The organism is Microbacterium gallinarum (assembly GCF_014837165.1).
Classification (GTDB): domain Bacteria; phylum Actinomycetota; class Actinomycetes; order Actinomycetales; family Microbacteriaceae; genus Microbacterium; species Microbacterium gallinarum.
In genome coordinates this window covers 249,159-267,198 of the sequence record NZ_JACSPM010000001.1, presented here as the reverse complement: position 1 = coordinate 267,198, position 18,040 = coordinate 249,159, and the positions used below count along the sequence as shown (strand labels likewise).

The 18,040-nt window shown below is 72.2% G+C and carries 16 protein-coding genes; 6 read left to right on the top strand and 10 right to left on the bottom strand.

The window, feature by feature from the left end; translation table 11 throughout:
- Positions 1-2: 2 nt before the first annotated feature.
- Complete coding sequence (locus H9622_RS01280; protein WP_191763495.1) at positions 3-443, bottom strand: metallopeptidase family protein; 441 nt, start codon at positions 441-443, stop codon at positions 3-5.
- A gap of 97 nt (positions 444-540) precedes the next feature.
- On the opposite strand from H9622_RS01280, the gene H9622_RS01275 reads away from it, so the two are divergent.
- From H9622_RS01275 to ahcY, 3 genes are all read left to right on the top strand, one after another.
- Positions 541-747: a DUF3499 family protein gene (locus tag H9622_RS01275; RefSeq protein ID WP_191763492.1), complete on the top strand. Its 207-nt coding sequence runs from the start codon at positions 541-543 to the stop codon at positions 745-747.
- A gap of 60 nt (positions 748-807) precedes the next feature.
- Complete coding sequence (gene rfbB / locus H9622_RS01270) at positions 808-1,806, top strand: dTDP-glucose 4,6-dehydratase (protein WP_191763490.1); 999 nt, start codon at positions 808-810, stop codon at positions 1,804-1,806.
- Between the two features lie 89 nt (positions 1,807-1,895).
- Positions 1,896-3,371, top strand: a complete 1,476-nt coding sequence (gene ahcY, locus H9622_RS01265) for an adenosylhomocysteinase (RefSeq protein WP_191763488.1) — start codon at positions 1,896-1,898, stop codon at positions 3,369-3,371.
- A gap of 4 nt (positions 3,372-3,375) precedes the next feature.
- Here the strand turns inward: ahcY and H9622_RS01260 are convergent, their stop codons facing one another.
- Positions 3,376-4,221, bottom strand: a complete 846-nt coding sequence (locus H9622_RS01260) for an RDD family protein (protein WP_191763486.1) — start codon at positions 4,219-4,221, stop codon at positions 3,376-3,378.
- A 16-nt stretch (positions 4,222-4,237) separates the two neighbouring features.
- On the opposite strand from H9622_RS01260, the gene H9622_RS01255 reads away from it, so the two are divergent.
- From H9622_RS01255 to katG, 3 genes are read left to right on the top strand one after another with little or no spacing between them, the layout of a single operon-like run.
- Complete coding sequence (locus tag H9622_RS01255) at positions 4,238-5,233, top strand: stage II sporulation protein M (protein ID WP_191763484.1); 996 nt, start codon at positions 4,238-4,240, stop codon at positions 5,231-5,233.
- A 48-nt stretch (positions 5,234-5,281) separates the two neighbouring features.
- Positions 5,282-5,722, top strand: a complete 441-nt coding sequence (locus H9622_RS01250; protein ID WP_191763482.1) for a Fur family transcriptional regulator — start codon at positions 5,282-5,284, stop codon at positions 5,720-5,722.
- 33 nt (positions 5,723-5,755) lie between these two features.
- The gene (gene katG / locus H9622_RS01245) at positions 5,756-8,065 is read left to right on the top strand and encodes a catalase/peroxidase HPI (protein WP_225221514.1); all 2,310 of its coding nucleotides are present in this window, start codon (positions 5,756-5,758) and stop codon (positions 8,063-8,065) included.
- A gap of 69 nt (positions 8,066-8,134) precedes the next feature.
- Here katG and H9622_RS01240 read toward each other — a convergent pair whose 3' ends face one another.
- From H9622_RS01240 to H9622_RS01205, 8 genes are all read right to left on the bottom strand, one after another.
- Positions 8,135-10,975 (bottom strand): helix-turn-helix transcriptional regulator, encoded by a 2,841-nt coding sequence (locus H9622_RS01240; protein ID WP_191763480.1) that lies wholly within the window; start codon positions 10,973-10,975, stop codon positions 8,135-8,137.
- Between the two features lie 47 nt (positions 10,976-11,022).
- Positions 11,023-11,208, bottom strand: a complete 186-nt coding sequence (locus tag H9622_RS01235; protein ID WP_191763478.1) for a hypothetical protein — start codon at positions 11,206-11,208, stop codon at positions 11,023-11,025.
- Between the two features lie 219 nt (positions 11,209-11,427).
- Positions 11,428-12,216 carry an aquaporin Z gene (gene aqpZ / locus H9622_RS01230; RefSeq protein ID WP_191763476.1) on the bottom strand — a complete coding sequence of 263 codons (789 nt, stop codon included), beginning with the start codon at positions 12,214-12,216 and terminating at the stop codon, positions 11,428-11,430.
- A gap of 121 nt (positions 12,217-12,337) precedes the next feature.
- On the bottom strand, positions 12,338-13,639 hold the full coding sequence (locus tag H9622_RS01225; RefSeq protein ID WP_191763474.1) for a DUF58 domain-containing protein: 1,302 nt from the start codon (positions 13,637-13,639) through the stop codon (positions 12,338-12,340).
- A 9-nt stretch (positions 13,640-13,648) separates the two neighbouring features.
- Positions 13,649-14,638, bottom strand: coding sequence for an AAA family ATPase (locus tag H9622_RS01220; RefSeq protein WP_191763472.1), 990 nt, complete (start codon positions 14,636-14,638; stop codon positions 13,649-13,651).
- Positions 14,635-15,849, bottom strand: a complete 1,215-nt coding sequence (locus tag H9622_RS01215) for a DUF4350 domain-containing protein (RefSeq protein ID WP_225221513.1) — start codon at positions 15,847-15,849, stop codon at positions 14,635-14,637. The genes H9622_RS01220 and H9622_RS01215 overlap by 4 nt, the downstream gene beginning before the upstream one ends.
- On the bottom strand, positions 15,846-16,544 hold the full coding sequence (locus tag H9622_RS01210; RefSeq protein ID WP_191763470.1) for a DUF4129 domain-containing protein: 699 nt from the start codon (positions 16,542-16,544) through the stop codon (positions 15,846-15,848). Before H9622_RS01210 ends, H9622_RS01215 begins: the two co-directional genes overlap by 4 nt.
- On the bottom strand, positions 16,541-17,920 hold the full coding sequence (locus H9622_RS01205) for a glycerophosphoryl diester phosphodiesterase membrane domain-containing protein (protein ID WP_191763468.1): 1,380 nt from the start codon (positions 17,918-17,920) through the stop codon (positions 16,541-16,543). The genes H9622_RS01210 and H9622_RS01205 overlap by 4 nt, the downstream gene beginning before the upstream one ends.
- Positions 17,921-18,040 lie beyond the last annotated feature (120 nt).

Below are 18,040 nucleotides of genomic sequence, written 5' to 3'. Positions count from 1 at the left end.
GCTCAGAGGAAGCGGAACCGCTCGGGGCCGAGGTCCCACGGGTCGCGGTCGAGATACTCGGCGGCCGCGCGGAACACGCAGCTCTCGACCATCATCCGCCGGTGGAGCTCATCGTCGCGGTGCAGGTGGCTGAGCCGCTCGATCGGAAGCCGATAGACGATGATGCGCTTCGCGTCCGAGAGGACCGTCCACCGCGGGATGCCATCCTCGTCGGCCGCCTGCGGCATGTCGGCGATCTCGAAGCTCACCTCGCGCAGCTCGGGCCAGGCCGAGCGGAGGAACTCCGCCGCCGTGCCGACGGCGAGGTCGAAGCGCTCGACGCGCGTGTCGAGCGGGGGGAGCGGCGGCCTCACGACCGGGCTGCGCCCCTCGCGTCCGTGACGGCCGTGTCGCGGGGCGCGTCGACGGGCGGTCTCGGTGCTCCGGGTACGCCGCCACGCCATGCGTCCATCCTAGGCTCGGGGCCGGATGATCGGCCGATCCGCGTGCGCCGGGCGCGGCATCCCGTCCCGTCGCCCTCCGGTGGATAGTGTCGTGCCGATGCGCGAGAGACTCTGCTCCAAGGTCGGATGCGCCCGCGAGGCCGTATCGACGCTGACCTACGACTACGGCGACCAGATGGCCGCCCTCGGACCCCTCGGCGGAGAGGGCGATCCGCACGCGCACGACCTGTGCGCGATCCACACCGACCGCCTGTCGGTGCCCAAGGGCTGGGTCGTCGTGCGCCACGAGACGCTTCGCGTCTGAGTCATCCCGCTGCGACCCTGCCGCCCTGCGGCGCCCGCGGGCGCGTGCGACAATGCACGCATGAGTCGGCTGCTGGTCACGGGCGGTGCCGGGTTCGTCGGCTCGAACTTCGTGCGCCACGCGATCGACCATGGCGACGAGCACGTGACCGTGCTGGACGCATTGACGTATGCGGGTGATCTCCGCTCGCTCGAGGGACTGCCGGCCTCACGGCTCGCGTTTATCCACGGCGACGTGACCGACGCGCCGCTCGTCGACCGTCTGGTGAGCGAGGTCGACGCCGTCGTGCACTTCGCCGCCGAGTCGCACAACGACAACTCGCTGCGCGACCCGCGGCCGTTCCTCGACACCAACGTCGTGGGCACATACACAATGCTCGAGGCCGTGCGACGGCACGACCGCCGGCTGCATCACGTCTCCACCGACGAGGTGTACGGCGAGCTCGAGCTCGACGACCCGTCGCGCTTCACCGAGCGCGCGGCGTACCGCCCATCCTCGCCGTACTCGTCGACCAAGGCCGCCGCCGATCTCCTGGTGCGCGCGTGGGTGCGCTCGTTCGGCGTGCGAGCCACGATCTCGAACAGCTCGAACAACTACGGCCCGTACCAGCACGTCGAGAAGTTCATCCCTCGCCAGATCACCAGCATTCTGCGGGGGCTGCGTCCGAAGCTCTACGGCGAGGGGCGCAACGTCCGCGACTGGATCCACGTCGACGACCACTCGTCGGCCGTGCGGGCGATCGTCGAACGGGGAGCGGTCGGCGAGACGTACCTGATCGGCGCCGACGGCGAGCGCAGCAACGCCGAGGTCCTCGCCCTGATCCTGCGGCTCATGGGCCGACCCGCCGACGCGTTCGACCGCGTCGTCGACAGGGCGGGCCACGACCTGCGGTACGCCGTCGATCCCTCGAAGCTGCGGACCGAGCTGGGATGGGAACCCGCTCACCGGGACTTCGAGGCGGGGCTCGCCGCGACGATCGAGTGGTATCGCGACAACGAGGCGTGGTGGCGCGACGCGAAGGATCCGACCGAGGCCGGCTACGCCGCTCGGGGGCAGTGATCCGAAAGAGCTGACGCACAGGCGTCGCGCGGGCTCGCGGGCCGCGCCCGCGCGGTGGCGCGCCGCGTGCCGGGTGCGAGAATGGGCGCATGACGACCGAGTCGCCCGCCACCGCCGCCGTCCGCACGCTCGACTTCGAGGTCGCCGACCTCGCCCTCGCCGAGGCGGGGCGGCACCAGCTGCGTCTCGCCGAGAACGAGATGCCCGGCCTCATGGCCCTGCGCGAGGAGTACGGCCCGCAGCAGCCGCTCGCCGGAGCTCGCATCGCCGGCTCGCTCCACATGACGGTGCAGACGGCCGTGCTCATCGAGACGCTCGTGGCTCTCGGCGCCCAGGTGCGCTGGGCGAGCTGCAACATCTTCTCGACGCAGGACGAAGCGGCGGCCGCGGTCGTCGTCGGTCCGGCGGGCACCGTCGACGCGCCCGCGGGCGTTCCGGTGTTCGCGTGGAAGGGCGAGACGCTCGAGGAGTACTGGCGACTGGCCGACCGCATCTTCGACTGGAGCGCCGAGGGCGCCGACGGCCCGAATCTGATCCTCGACGACGGCGGCGATGCGACCCTGCTGGTGCACAAAGGCGTCCAGTTCGAGCGGGAAGGGGCGGTTCCGGATGCCGCGCCCGGCGACTCCGAGGAGTACCGCATCGTGCTCGACACGCTGCGGGCGAGCCTGGGTGCCGATCCGCAGCGCTTCACGCGCATGGCGCAGGGCCTCATCGGCGTGACCGAGGAGACCACGACCGGCGTTCACCGTCTCTACGAGCTCGCCGCCGCCGGCCGGCTGCTCTTCCCCGCGATCAACGTGAACGACTCGGTGACCAAGTCGAAGTTCGACAACACCTACGGCATCCGCCATTCGCTGCCCGACGGGCTCAACCGCGCGACGGACGTGCTGATCGGCGGCAAGGTCGCGTTCGTCGCCGGCTACGGCGACGTGGGCAAGGGTGCGGCCGAGGCTCTGCGGGGTCAGGGTGCACGCGTGATCGTGGGCGAAGTCGACCCGATCTGCGCGCTCCAGGCGGCGATGGACGGTTTCCAGGTCGCGCGGCTCGAGTCCGTCCTGGGCGAGGTCGACATGGTGATCACGGGTACCGGGAACACGCGGGTCGTCACGCCGGAGCACATCCTGGGTCTCAAGCACCTCGCGATCGTCGCGAACGTGGGCCACTTCGACGACGAGATCGACATGGCGGGTCTGGCGGCGGTCGAGGGGGCCGAGCGCATCGAGATCAAGCCGCAGGTGCACGAGTGGCGCCTGCCGAACGGCCGCAGCGTGCTGGTGCTCAGCGAAGGCCGCCTCATGAACCTCGGCAACGCGACCGGCCACCCCTCGTTCGTGATGAGCGCGTCGTTCACCAACCAGGTGCTGGCCCAGCTCGAGCTGTACACCCGCCCGGACGCGTATCCGATCGGCGTCTACACGCTCCCCAAGACCCTCGACGAGAAGGTGGCCCGGCTGCACCTCGCCGCGCTCGGCGTGGACCTCACCGTCCTCACACCCGAGCAGGCCGCGTACATCGGCGTTCCGGTCGAGGGGCCGTACAAGCTCGACCACTACCGGTACTGACGCCTCAGCGCGCCGGGAAGCCCCTCGGTGCGGCGGGCGTCGTGCCGGTGAGCGCGGCGACGCGATCGCGCTCGAGCTCGAGGGCGCGCAGCTCGCGCTGACGGCGGAGCGCGACGACGCCCATGATCAGCGTCTCGGGGTCGACCGCGGGGACGGGCGACACGTGCAGCGACGCCTCGGCGGCGAGGGATGCCGCGACCCGCGCCCGGGCCGACGGCTCCATGTTGCGCGCGGACTGGCCGAACTGCGCCAGCCGCCGCGCGAGGCGCTCGGGCAGGCGAGCGACATCGGCGGTCTCCGCCCACGCGACGAGCGGGGGCGGGGTGTCGAACGGCGCCGGCGGGAGGCGGGGGGTGCGGGTGCGCTCGGAGTAGGTGCCGGCCATCAGGTCGCCCAGGCGCTGCGAGCGCGGTGTGAACGCTCCGACGAGCGCGGCCACGGCGCCGAAGGTGAGCCAGAGCTCGAACACGCCGATGAGGGCGCGGATGAGCGCGTGGCGGAATCCTGCGGCGCCGCCGTCGGTGCGGACGATACGCCCGCCCACGGCGAGCTTCCCGAGACTGCGGCCGCGCGAGGTCGTCTCGACGACCGTCGGCACCACGACCGTCACCACGACGATGATCGCGATCGTCAGGATCGGCGCCGAGTCCGGAGGGAGCGCGCCCTGACCGTCGAGCCATTCGACGATGAGGAGCAGGAGAAGGAACAGCGCCACGCCGAGCAGCATGTCGATCAGCACGCCGAGCGCGCGCAGGAAGTACCCGATCGGCTGCACGTCCAGCGCGACGGCTTCGCCCGTGAGCACCTCGTCCTGGTGGATGTCGATGATCGTCGGGCGGACGTCGGTCATGGGTACAGTGAAGCACATGGATCTCGACGCCCTGACCGCCGCGAGACGGGCGGAATGGGAGCGTCTCGACGAGCTCAGCCGCGCTCGGCGGCTGACCGGCGCGGAGGTCGACGAACTGGTCGACCGCTATCGCGCCGCCTCGGCCGATCTGGCTGACGCGAAGACGTCGGCGGGGCGCAGCATCCAGGGCGACCACATCTCGACCATGCTGGCGCGCGCCCGGCTGCGGCTGACCGGGGCGCCCGAGAACGTGCTGCGACAGATCCCCCGGTTCTTCGCACTCCAGCTGCCCGCGGCACTGTACCGCGTGCGGTGGGGAACTCTCGTGATCGCGCTCGGGTTCCTCCTCGTGGGCACCGTCGTCGCGTTCTGGATCTCCGGCGATCCCGCGCTCGTCGCGGCACTGGGCAACCGGCTCCAGCTCGAGCAGTACGCCGAAGGCGACTTCACGGACTACTACAGCGAGAAGCATCCGGCGACGTTCGCGGGCACCGTGTGGACCAACAACGCCTGGCTCGCCGTTCAATGCGTGATCTTCGGCATCACGGGCTTCTGGCCGGTGATGGTGCTCGTGGCCAACGCCGTCAGCGTGGGCACCGCGGCGGCGGTCATGCTCGCTTTCGGCCGCGGCGACGTCTTCCTGCTGTACATCCTTCCCCACGGCCTGCTCGAGCTGACGTGCCTGTTCGTCTCGGCGGCCGCAGGCCTCGGCATCTTCTGGGCGTGGGTCGCGCCGGGCCGCCGCACGCGCGGGGAGGCGATCGCCTCGGCCGGTCGCTCGCTCGCGACGATCGCGATCGGCCTCGTGCTGTGGCTGGCCGTCGCAGGCGCCATCGAGGGCTTCGTCACGGCGCAGCCGTGGCCGTGGCCCGTGAAGATCGGCATCGGCGCCCTCGCGCTCGTGCTGTTCCTGGCCTACATGATCGTCGTAGGCGGTCGCGCGCACCGCCGCGGTGAGACCGGCGACCTCACGGAGTACGAGGCGGGGACTCCGACGCTCGTCGCCGGGTGAGGCATCCGCTCGTCTTTTGAATCCCTCAAAAGAGGGTAAGGTGGATGCATGACCTCGCTCCGCTCCACCGCGCACGACGCGGGGGAGCGGATCCGCTCGGCGGGCCTGCGCGTGACGGACTCCCGCCGCGCCGTGCTCGACGCCGTGCGCGAGCGACCGCATGCGAGCGCGGACGAGCTGTTCACCCTCGTCGCGAGGACGGTTCCGAACACGAGCCTGCAGTCCGTGTACAACGCACTCGGCGATTTCGTCGAAGCCGGTCTCGTCCGGCGCATCGAACCGGCCGGCCGCCCCGGTCTCTTCGAGCTGCGCGTCGACGACAACCATCACCACCTCGTCTGCGCCGAGTGCGGCGCGGTCGAAGACGTCGACTGCACGGTCGGCGCCGCTCCCTGCCTCACGCCCTCCGACGCCCACGGGTACGCCGTCAGCGTCGCCGAGGTGACGTTCTGGGGGGTCTGCCCGGCCTGTGCCGCGGCATCCCGCTGATCTCTTCATCCATCTGAACCAGGAAGGAAACCCATGGACGCCAACCATGAGGGCGCCGAGCCCATCGGTGCGAACCCCACCGACGCCGACCAGGCGGTCACCCCGATCGACACGCCGGTCGACGAGCGTGAGGACGGCGAGAGCCGCCCGCGCCCGAACGAGTCCGAGGGGTGCCCTGTCATCCACGGCGGGCAGCCGCACCCGACCACCGGCAACGCCAACAGCGTGTGGTGGCCGAACCAGCTGAACCTGAAGATCCTGGCGAAGAACCCCGCGGTCTCGAACCCCCTCGACGAGGGCTTCGACTACAAGGCCGCGTTCGAGGCGCTCGACCTCGCCGCGGTCAAGGCCGACATCGCCGAGACGCTCACCACCTCGCAGAACTGGTGGCCGGCCGACTTCGGCAACTACGGCCCCCTCATGATCCGCATGGCGTGGCACAGCGCCGGTACCTACCGCGTCACCGACGGCCGTGGTGGCGGAGGCGCCGGTCAGCAGCGCTTCGCCCCGCTCAACAGCTGGCCCGACAACGTCAACCTCGACAAGGCGCGCCGCCTGCTGTGGCCCGTCAAGAAGAAGTACGGTCAGTCGCTCTCCTGGGCGGACCTGATGATCCTGGCCGGCAATGTGGCCCTCGAGTCGATGGGCTTCGAGACCTTCGGCTTCGCCGGTGGTCGTGCCGACGTGTGGGAGCCCGACGCCGACGTGTACTGGGGTCCCGAGACCACGTGGCTCGACGACGAGCGCTACTCGGGCGACCGTGAGCTCGAGAGGCCGCTCGCTGCGGTGCAGATGGGCCTCATCTACGTGAACCCCGAGGGCCCCAACGGCAACCCCGACCCGCTGGCGTCGGCCCGCGACATCCGCGAGACCTTCGGCCGCATGGCGATGAACGACGAGGAGACCGTCGCACTCATCGCCGGTGGCCACACCTTCGGCAAGACGCACGGCGCCGCTCCCGACACGAACATCGAGGGCAACCCCGAGGCTGCCGGACTCGAGCAGCAGGGCCTGGGCTGGAAGAACAACCATGGCACCGGCCACGGCGACGACACCATCACCTCGGGCCTCGAGGTGACGTGGACCTACCACCCGACGCGCTGGGACAACGAGTTCTTCCACATCCTCTACGCGTACGAGTGGGAGCTCATGAAGAGCCCCGGCGGCGGCCACCAGTGGCGCCCGATCAACGGCGGCGGCGCCGACATGGTGCCGCTCGCGCACTCGGACGGCCGTCGCGAGCCGCGCATGCTCACGAGCGACATCGCTCTGCGCATGGACCCCGAGTACGACAAGATCTCGCGTCGCTTCAAGGACGACACCGCCGCCTTCGCCGACGCATTCGCTCGCGCGTGGTTCAAGCTCACCCACCGCGACATGGGCCCGATCGAGCGCTACCTGGGTGCCGAGGTCCCCGCGGAGGAGCTCCTCTGGCAGGACCGCGTGCCGGCCGTCGACCACGGGCTGATCGACGCAGCCGACGCCGCAGCGCTGAAGGCGCAGATCCTCGAGTCGGGCCTGACGGTGTCGCAGCTCGTCGAGACCACGTGGGCCGCGGCATCCTCGTTCCGCGGCAGCGACAAGCGCGGCGGCGTCAACGGCGCCCGCATCCGCCTCGCGCCGCAGAAGGACTGGGAGGTCAACAAGCCCGCCCAGCTCCAGTCCGTGCTCGGCAAGCTCGAGGAGATCCAGGCGTCGTTCAACGACGGCCGCACCGACGGCAAGAAGGTCTCGCTGGCCGACCTCATCGTCCTCGCCGGCAACGCCGCGGTCGAGAAGGCGGCCCGTGACGCGGGCGTCGAGGTCGAGGTGGACTTCCACCCCGGCCGCACCGACGCGACGCAGGAGCAGACGGACGCCTCGTCGTTCGCGTTCCTCGAGCCGATCACCGACGGGTTCCGCAACTACTACGGTCCTCGTGCGTTCATGCCCGAGGAGCACCACCTCATCGACCGCGCGAACCTGCTGACGCTGAGCGCGCCCGAGATGACGGTCCTCGTCGGCGGGCTGCGCGTCCTCGGCGCGAACTGGGACGACTCCGACTACGGCGTCTTCACCGACCGCAAGGGCGTGCTGACGAACGACTTCTTCGTCAACCTGCTCGACCTGGGCACGACGTGGAAGCCGCTCGACCCGGGCTCGCACGCGTTCTCGGGTACGAAGGACGGCTCGGGCGAGCCCGTCGGCGTCGGCACGCGCGTCGACCTGCTCTTCAGCTCGAACTCCGAGCTGCGCGCGGTCGCCGAGGTGTACGCGTCCGACGACGCGAAGGAGAAGTTCGTGCGCGACTTCGCCAAGGCCTGGGGCAAGGTCACCGAGCTCGATCGCTTCGACCTCGTCTGACCCTCCCGCCAGAGCGACGAAGCGGCCCGCCCCCCCGGGGGCGGGCCGCTTCCGCGTTCCGCGCGGTCGCTACTCGCCGGCGGGGTCGTCGAGGAGGCTCCCCGCGCGAACGGCGGCCTCGGTGCGCGACGACACCTCGAGCTTGCGCAGCAGAGCGGTCACATGGACGCTCGCGGTCTTCGGGCTCATGTAGAGCCGCGCGCCGATCTGCCGATTCGTGAGGCCCTCGCGCAGCAGGAGCAGCACGTCGCGCTCACGCGGGGTGAGGAGGCCGCCCCGCGAGCCCCCGCCGGTCAGGCGTGCCTGCAGCTCGCGCGCGCGCCGGACGTCGCGCGCGGCTCCGATGCTCCGGGCGACGCCCAGTGCTCGCTCGGCGGCCGCTCGCGCGGGTGCGCGCTCGCCGTCGGCCGCGAGCGCTGCCGCATGGTGCAGGATCACCGGTGCGAGCATCCAGCGATGCACCGAGGCGTGGTCCGCGGCGTCGACCGCACGCGACCAGTTATCGGCCGTCGGCGCGGCGTACGCGTCGGTCACGGCGCGCCAGCGTGCCGTGCGCGGAGTCGGCGGCATGATCGCGAGCGCCTCGTGTGCGAGGCCGACGGCCTCGTCGACGCGGGCGCCGGCAGCACGCCGTGCGGCGGCGATCTCGCACGCCGCGAACAGCGGGTACATCGCCTCGGAGGCGGGGAAGTCGTTCGAGAGGTCGTCGGAGAGAGGCCGCAGCTCGTCCCACGCGACGTCCTGCTCGCCGCGTGCGACCGCCAGTTCGGCGCGGGCGATCCGGAGCCCGCGCGTCTCCTCCTCGCTGAGCTCGGGGTGGCGCACGAGATCGGCATGCACGTCGAGCAGCGAGGCCGCGTGGTCGAGCCGGTCGGCGAGCACCTCGAGGCGGACGAGCTGACGCAGTCCGTAGGCGGCGAAGTCGAGGGCCGGTGCCAGACCGAGCGTGCGCTCTGCGAACGGGCGGGCGTCGTCGAGCGCTCCGACGGCGGCCAGCGAATCGGCGAGATTCCCGCTGATGAGAGTTCCCCAGGTGCGGCCGTGCTGCAGCTCCTCGGCTCGAGCGACACCGTTGCGACCGAGCTCGGCCGCCTCGGCGAACCGACCCACGCGATGCAGCCCGTCCACGGTGTTGAGCGTCAGACGGAGCTCCGCTTCGGGCGAGACGAACGAGGTCGACCGCACGAAGTCGCGCAGGTCGAGGGGAACCCGCTCGTCGCCGGCCTCGATCGCGTCGACGGCGAGCGACGAGCGCACATAGGCCTCGAGATCGCTGTCGCCGAGCTGGGCGGCGAAGGCCCGCGCCCGCGCGGCGTGCGCCGCGCCATCGGCGAACGCCTCGGACGGGAGACCGCCGAGGTTGCCGTGGACCCGCGCCCTCGCCGCGATCGCAGCCGCATCCTCGAAGGCCGCGAGCAGGTCGAGGGCTTCGAGTCCGGCGGCGATCGTCTCGGTGACGCGCCCGCTCGAGACGGCCTGCGAGTGCGTCAGCAGCAGGAGCTCCCCGCGTCCGCGTGCGTCATCGGGGCCGAGGAGCGACTCCGCGATGTCGAGAAGCGGGCGGATGCGCGACGTGAGACCGCCCCGATCGGCGGCCTCGGCGGCGGCGATGACAGCGCGTGCGCGCGTCACGCCGCTGCGCGCGTCGGCGTCCGGCACGAGCGGCCAGAGCTCGACGAGCCGTTCCAGGATCGCCGACTGCGCGCGGAACCCGAAGGTCGCGCGGGCGTCGTCCAGCGCCGCGAGGTAGGCGTCGAAGGCCAGAGCCGGCTCGTGCGCGGCGAGCCAGTGCCGTGCGGCCTCGCTCGCCACCGAAGGATCGGCCGCGAAGTCGAGGCGCTTCGCATACGCGGCGTGCAGCCGGTCCTTCTCGCCGGGGAGGATCTCGTCGGCGACGGCCTCGCGGCTCAGGGCATGGCGGAATCGGTAGGCCTCGTCGGCGACCGTGATGATCCCGCCGGACGCCGCCTCCCGCAGTGCGTCCTCGAAAGCGTCGCCGGGGATCCCCAGCTCGTCGGCCACGCCGGCGAGCACGCGGTGATCGATGCTCTCGCCGATGGCGAGGACGCGCAGCACGCGCTTGGTGCCTTCGCTCATGCGGTCGTACCGTGCGAGCACCACGTCGCGGAGCGAGTCGGCCAGCTGACCGTCGGCGAGGCCGAGCAGCTCTTCGATGAAGAAGGGGATGCCGTCGCTGCGCTCGATGAGGCGGTCCAGCTCCTGGGCCTCGGCCATGCGTCCGCGACCTTCGACGGCCATCTGCGCCACGGCATCGCGGGGGAGCGGCGTGAGCTCGATGCGAGTGGCGAGGCGACCGCGGTCCACGTCGTGAAGGAACCCGCGCAGCGGATGCCCGCGTGGCACGTCGTCGGTCCGGTAGGTCAGGATCAGGAAGCGACGTCCTGACGTGCGGTAGCGGAGGATCGCACCGAGCAGGCCGAGGGTCGAGGTGTCGACCCAATGCAGATCCTCGATGACGACGACGAGAGGACGCGTCGCCGACAGCTCCTCGAAGACGAGGTCGACGGCCTCGTGGACTCGCGCGGGGGAGAGATCGGGTTCGAGGCCGGCCCCGAGCCCGACGGGCAGGAGGCCGGCGAGGGTCCGGGCGACCGGGGCGATCGCGGCATCCCACTCCTCGGCGCCGACCGCGGCGGGCAGCTGCCGCAGGATCTGGCGAATCGGGACGAAGGGCGCGATGTCCTGTGACTCGTAGCAGGAGCCGACGGTCACGACGGCTGCGTCGCCGATCGTCGACAGGAAGTCCGTGACCAGCCGCGACTTGCCGATCCCCGCTTCGCCGCTGACGACCACGGCGCGCTGACCGCCGGCGGACAGCGCGAAGGCCTCGGCGAGGCGCTGCATCTCGGCATCCCGTCCGACCAGGCTCGTCCGCGCGGGGGATTCCATACTCGATAGTGGCACGTCGACCTTCCGCGGGAGGAGGGCGAAGGAGCTCAGGCCGTCTGCAGGCGGGTCCGCAGCCGGCGCAGCGCGCCGCGGGCGAAGAGGCGGGCGGTGGCGGGAGCGGTGCTCCGGTCTGCGGCGGCGCGCTCATCGCTCCGGCGACGCAGCTCGGCCATGGCGGCGACCTCGCGCTCCTGCTGGCGGGCCATCGTCTCGAAGTAGAAGGTCGTGTTCATGATGTGCTCCTGGGGTGAGGCCGGGTGTCCGGCGGGGTTCGATGACACAGACATTCCTCTCTAAGGAGCACCCCGCGGATCGGCACTGTGCCCAGGTTCCGGCGGCTCCGGGGCCTTAGGCGTCGCACCCGGCCGCAGTCCGCCTAAGGCGCCGGCGGGCGCACACGACGAAGCGGCCCGTCCCTCCCGGGACGAGCCGCTTCGGCGTTGGTGCGCGGGTTACTTGACGCGCGCCTCCGCCGGGGCGGGCGGCACGGACCCCTTCGACTCGAACAGCGCGCGATGCAGGAATCCTGCGAGCAGGCCCCCGACGAGCGGGAACACGATGAACACCCACAGCTGGCCAAGGGCCGCCGGCCCGCCATAGATCGCCGTGGCGATCGAGCGCGCCGGGTTCACCGAGGTGTTGTCGATCGGGATCGACGCCAGGTGGATGAAGGTGAGGGTGAGGCCGATGGCGAGACCCGCGAACCCGGCAGTGCCGCGCTGCGGGTGGGTCACACCGAGGATCACGAGCAGGAAGACCGCCGTGAACAGGATCTCGGCCACGATCGCGGCACCCAGGCCGAAGCCGCCGGGCGACTGCTCGCCGAAGCCGTTGCTCGCGAAGCCGCCGTCCTGCGCGGCGGCGAGCCAGCCCGAGGGGCCGAAGATGCCGATCAGCACGATGAGCGTCGTCGCCAGCGCGCCGCCGACGATCTGCGCGATCAGATAGCCGGGGGTGTCCTTCCACGGGAAGCGCCCCGCGGCGGCGAGCCCGAAGGTCACGGCCGGGTTGAAGTGCCCGCCCGAGATCGGACCCCAGGTGTAGATGCCGGCGAGCAGCGTCAGGCCGAAGGCCAGCGAGACGCCGATGAAGCCGATGCCGAGCGATGAGCCGTTCGACCCGGTGCCGAAGTCGGCCGCGAACAGGGCCGCGCCGATGGAGCCGAAGACGAGCAGGAACGTTCCCAGGGCCTCTGCGACCAGCTTGTTCGCAGTGGTTGGCGTGGTGGTGGTGTCGGACATGGACAGACCCCTTTCCTCGTCGCGAGGGTATCGCCACTGTCAGGTGATTCCCAGGAAGCGGCGGCGGAGTGTCCTCGGGTCGGGTCACGTCGCCGTCCGTGGCGGGAAGAACGAGTGCCGATCAGAGCCGGCCGGCCGCCTTCAGGGCCAGGTAGCGGTCGGCGATGCGCGGGGGGAGAAGCTCCGGGCTGTCGGCGATCGCCTCGGCGCCCGCCCGGCCGATCGCGGCGGCGACGGTCGCGGCATCCTGAGCGGTCTTCTCGGCCGCTGCGTCGCGGTAGACGGATGCCGCGTCCGGCCGCTCCTCGCGGGGCGGAGCATCCTGGGTGACGGTGCCCACGAGGACGTGGGCGCGCGAGGTGAGCCCCGGCAGCGACCCGAGGAACCCGCGTGCGGCGTCGGCGGCGTCCTGCGCGGTGAGCAGCACGACCAGCGACGGACGGGACGTCAGAGCGCGCACCTGCGCGAAAGCGGCGTCCCAGTCGGTGTCGATGAGCTGCGGCTCGACCGGTGCCATGGCATCGACGAGGGCCGGCAGCAGGGCCGGGCCGTCGACCCGTGTCACCCGTGCCCGGATCACGCGGTCGAACATCAGCAGGTGGGTGTGGTCTCCCGCGCGGTTCGCCAGCGCCGCGAGCAGCAGCGCGGCCTCCATCGCAGCATCCAGGCGCACTCCGTCGCCGACGCGAGCGGCCGACGTGCGTCCGGTGTCGACGACGATCACGACGTGGCGGTCGCGCTCCGGGCGCCACGTGCGCAGCATCGTCGTCGTCGAGCGGGCCGTTGCGCGCCAGTCGATCGCGCGCACGTCGTCGCCGCGGACGTACTCGCGAAGGCTGTCGAACTCGGTGCCCTGACCGCGCACCTGGACGCTGGTGTTGCCGTCGAGCTCGCGCAGCCGGGCGAGGCGCGAGGGCAGGTGACGGCGGGCGGTGAACGGCGGCAGCACCCGGATCGCCCCCCGCGCGTCGATCTTCGCCTGGCGCCCGGCCAGCCGCAGGGGTCCGTCGGAACGGACGACGACGAACGCGGTCGTCAGCTCGCCTCGACGCCGGGGGATCAGCGGGATCGCCGTCATGCGCCGCTCGCCGGGCGGGATCACGACGGGGACGCGCTCGGAGGGCGCGCCCGCGGTGGGCTGCCACGCGTCGCGGAAGCGTCCGCGCAGCGTGCGCGATCCCGTATTGCGGAGACCCACCTCGGCGACCGCAGGCTCGCCGAGCAGCACGCGGCGCGGCATCCGTCGCTCCACCGTCACCTGGCGCGGGTCGGGCGCGCCTGCGGCGTCCGCCAGGACGGCGATGACGCAGACGGCCAGCCACCCCGACGCCGCGAGCCACGCGTCCACGCCGGCGAGCGAGAGCAGCACGACGGGCACGACGCCGACGGCGACGAGGAGCGGGGTGCGTCCGGTGAGGTACACGGGTGGGCCTCAGATGGGGACGCGGGTCTGCTGCACCACCGAGCCGAGGACCGCGTCGACCGAGACGCCCTCGAGCTCGGCGTCGGGGCGCAGTCGGATGCGGTGGCGCCAGGTCGGCAGCAGCATCGTCTGCACGTGGTCGGGCGTGATGGCCGGGTACCCGCCGAGCCAGGCCCACGCCTTCGCGGCGGCCAGCAGCGCGGTCGCGGCGCGCGGGCTCACCCCGAGCTGCACCGACGGGCTGCGGCGGGTCGCCTGCGCGAGGTCGACGACGTAGCCCAGCACGTCGTCCGAGACGGTGACGGATGCCGCGGCACGCTGCGCCGCGCGGATCTCGTCCGCCGTCACCGCGCGCTCGAGGCCCGCCGCGGCGAGGTCGCGCGGGTCGAACCCGCTCGCGTGGCGCCGCAGCACCGCGAGTTCGGCGTCGCGGGCCGGCACATCCACGATCAGCTTCAGGAGGAAGCGGTCGAGCTGGGCCTCGGGCAGCGTGTACGTGCCCTCGTGCTCGATCGGATTCTGCGTCGCCGCCACCAGGAACGGGTCGGGGAGGGGGCGCGTCACGCCGTCGGCCGAGACCTGGCGCTCCTCCATCGCCTCCAGCAGTGCGGCCTGGGTCTTCGGCGGCGTGCGGTTGATCTCGTCGGCGAGCACCACGTTCGTGAAGACCGGCCCCTCGCGGAACTCGAACTCGCCCGAGCGCGCGTCGTAGATGAGTGAGCCCGACACGTCGCCGGGCATGAGGTCGGGCGTGAACTGGATGCGCTTGGTGTCCAGGCCGAGCGCCGTCGAGAACGCGCGCACCAGCAGCGTCTTGGCGACACCGGGAACGCCCTCGAGGAGAACGTGGCCGCGGGCGAGGACAGCGATGAGCAGCCCGGTCACGGTGCCGTCCTGCCCGACGACGGCCTTGCCCACCTCGACGCGGACCCGGTTCATCGCCTCGCGCAGCGTGGCGTCGTCGGTGGCGGCCGTATCGATCGGGGGAGTGTCGGTCATCGCGGGTTCCTTTCCGGACGGACGGCCGCGTGCACGGCGTCCTCGAGGTGGCGCAGCTGCAGGCTGAGGGAGACGAGGTCGGCGTCGCTGACGGGGATGTCGTCGATGAGGATCCGCCGCGCGGCACCCGCGTCGACCCCCGCACGCGCGGCGGCGGCGTCGGAGATCTCGGGCGCGGAAGCGGCGGGACCGAGGCCGAGCGTCCGGCCGAGACGGCCGAGGGCGCCGAGGCGCAGCTGGTCGGCGGCGTGCAGGGCGTCGCGGGACTGGGCGTAGAGCCGTGCGCGACCTTCTGTGGTCTCGGACGCGCGCACCGTGACAGGAAGGCGCTCGGCCACGAGCGGGCCGAACCTGCGTCCGCGCCAGATGCCGGCGGCGACGCCGGCGACGATGACAAGCACGATGACAGGGCTCACCCACGGCGGGGTCAGCTCGCCGATCGACAGGTCGGTGTCGGCGATGTCGGTGTCGCCCGTTCCGGGCTGATACCAGACGACGAGCGGATGCCGCCCCATCAGGTTGATCGCGAGCGCGGCGTTGCCGTCCTCGGCGAGACGCGCGTTCGTGAAGAGGTCGGTGCCGTCGACGGCGGCCGCGCGGCCGTCACCGTGCGGCCCCACGAGCAGCCCGTAGCCGTCGCCTGCCGGGTAGCACGCCGAGAAGCCGGGCGTGGCGGCGGCGTCCGCATCGGGCGGCATGAGCGCTATTCCCGGCTCGATCGCGCCCGAGCGCACCGCGTCACCGAGGTCGCAGTCGGGGTCTGTGGTGCCGAGGGGGGCGTACCCTGCGGTCTCGGCGCCCGGAAGCAGGAGATCGAGCGATCGCGCACGCGGCTCGATGAGCACGACGTCCGCCGCTCGGTCCACGAGGTCCTGCAGGCCGTCGTCGGAGAGCGCCGGGGTGTCGGGGAGCACGAGCGTCGCCGGCCCCCCGTCGAGCGCGGAGCCCGCGCCGACATGATCGCGTACCACGCGCACCGCGACGCCCTGGTCGCGGAGCACCTCGACGAGCGCCCGGGTGCCGGTCGGACCGGCCGACTGGGGATCGAGCGCGTCGCGCTCCGCCCACTCTCCAGCCGCGGCGATCACGGCGCCGATGCCGCCGATGGCCAGCAGCGCCACGGCGATGAGGATCCACGTCGTCACACGGGGAGCGCGCCCCGGGGAAGGGGGCGGTCCGGCGTTGACCGGCGGCGCGTCGACGGCCGTCATGCCGGGACCTCTGCGGCGACGAGCGGCTTCGCGGCGACGACGGCGCTGTCGGTCTCGGCCACCTGCCGGTAGAGGGCGGCGGTTCCGGGGCGCCGCAGATAGCGCACGTCGTCGAAGGCGGTCGCCGACCTCTCCAGCTCGTCGGCGAGATGGGGGAACACGCGCGCAGCCGCGCGCGCGAAGGCGTGGACCGTCGCGCCGGGAGGCGTCTCGACGACCCCGCGTTCGCTGCATCCCCGCGCCAGCGCGCGGAAGTGCAGCACGATCGCCGCGTCCCACTCGGCCTTGCGCGCGTGGGACGCCGCTGCCGACCGGAGCTCGGCGGCGGAGCGGACCTCGGCCTCGCCGAACAGCGAGGGCGACGGGGCATGAGCGCGACGCGAGGAACGCGGGATTCCCCAGAGCGCGAACGCGACCCCGATCAGGATGAGCACCACGATCGCCGCGACGACGGCGACCGCGGGGCCCCATTCGCCGGAGAGCTCGGTCGCGAAGAGCCGCTCGAAGAAGTCGGCGACGGCGCGGGCGATCCGGTCGAAGGGCGTCGGCTCGGCGATGTCGTAGACCGGGTCGGACAGCTCCTGCTCGGCCCAGCGGCGCGCCTCATCGCCGTCGGGCGTCAGCGGACCGGCGTCGGCGGCGCGGCGCGGCGCGACCGACGTCACCACGGCGCCCAGCGCGAGGACGGCGCTCAAGCCCACGGCGACTCTCGGTCGACGCCGTCGGCCGGGGTGCCGGGCGCGGTCCAGGTGGTCGGCGCCGGCGCGGGGTGCTCCTCGGTCGGCGCCGCCTGCGGTGCCGGCGCGGGCTGTGCGACGGGCGCGTGCGGCGGCGTCACGGGTGCGTGCCCGTACGGCTGCTGCGGTGCGGCGTACCCGCCCGCATACGCGGGCGCCTGACCGTACGGCGCGGCGGGCGCCTGGCCGTACGGCGCCTGGCCATACGGCGCCTGGCCGTACACCGGCGGCTGACCGTGGGTGGGAGGGTATCCCGGGGGCACGGCGTAGGCGGGCTGCGGCAGCCGTGGCGCGACGGCGCGGCCGATGTGCTCGCGGTACGGGTCGGGCAGCGCGGTGGCGCCGGCGTCCCGCCGCTCGACATAGGCGAGCAGGTCGAGGTCGAGCCCTTCGTGCCGCATGCGGCAGTCGATGTAGATGATCGCGGTCGCCGTCGACTGAACGACCACGGCCACCGACTGCAGCAGCAGCGTGACCACCTGGGTGAGCAGCAGCACCACGATCATCGCGATGATCGCGGAGGGCTCGGGGTCACCGGTCGGGGCGATGACGGTGGTGAGCCCGGTGCTCAGGAAGCTGAACGGCACGCTGACGATCTGGGCGACGAACCCGAAGACCAGCGAGATCAGGATGATCACGCCGAGTGCGGGCCAGAAGCGCCCGCGCGTCAGCCGCCAGGAGCGGGCGATCGCCTGGCCGATCGTGGCGTGCTCGAGGATGATCGCCGACGGCGCGAGAAGCAGCTTGATCATCAGCCACAGCGTCAGCGGGATGGCGGCGAGGATCGCCATCACCGTGAAGAGGATGGCCAAGGGGCCCGCCGCGATCGCGATGCCGACGATCGCGGCGACCACGGCACCCGTCACGATGACCACGGCGAGCGTGAGAAGCAGCGTGTAGCCGATGAGCCGCCACACGACCGGCCTCAGCTGTCGCCACAGTGCGGAGAGCCGCAGCTTCTCCGCCACCGCCGCGTGGGCGACCTCGATGACCACGATGCCCTGCACGATGACGCCGAGCGCACCGGCGGCGAGCCCGAGCACCAGGCCGGCGATCAGCGTGATCGCGACCGACCCGGCCATGACGGCCTCGAACTCCTCGGTGCCGAACCGCAGCGTGTCGAGCCGCGTGAACGATGCCCATGCGACACCCACGATGGCCGCCGTCACGATGAGGTAGGCGAGCGTCTGCACGACCAGCGCGAACCCGAGCAGCACGCGCGGGTTCTGGCGGAGCGCCGAGAACGAGCGGCCCAGGATCGTTCCGAACGGGAGCGGGTGCAGGGGGATGATGCCCGGGCGGGATGCCGGTGTCCAAGCCGGATAGGCGGTCACGGTCTCCCTCTCTGGATCGGGCTGTCCGCATGGGGCGGAGCGCCTCGCTGGCTGATCCCTATCGTGTCACATCCGCCGAGGGCTCCCAGGGCGTTCATGACCGACGTTCGGCGGCATCAC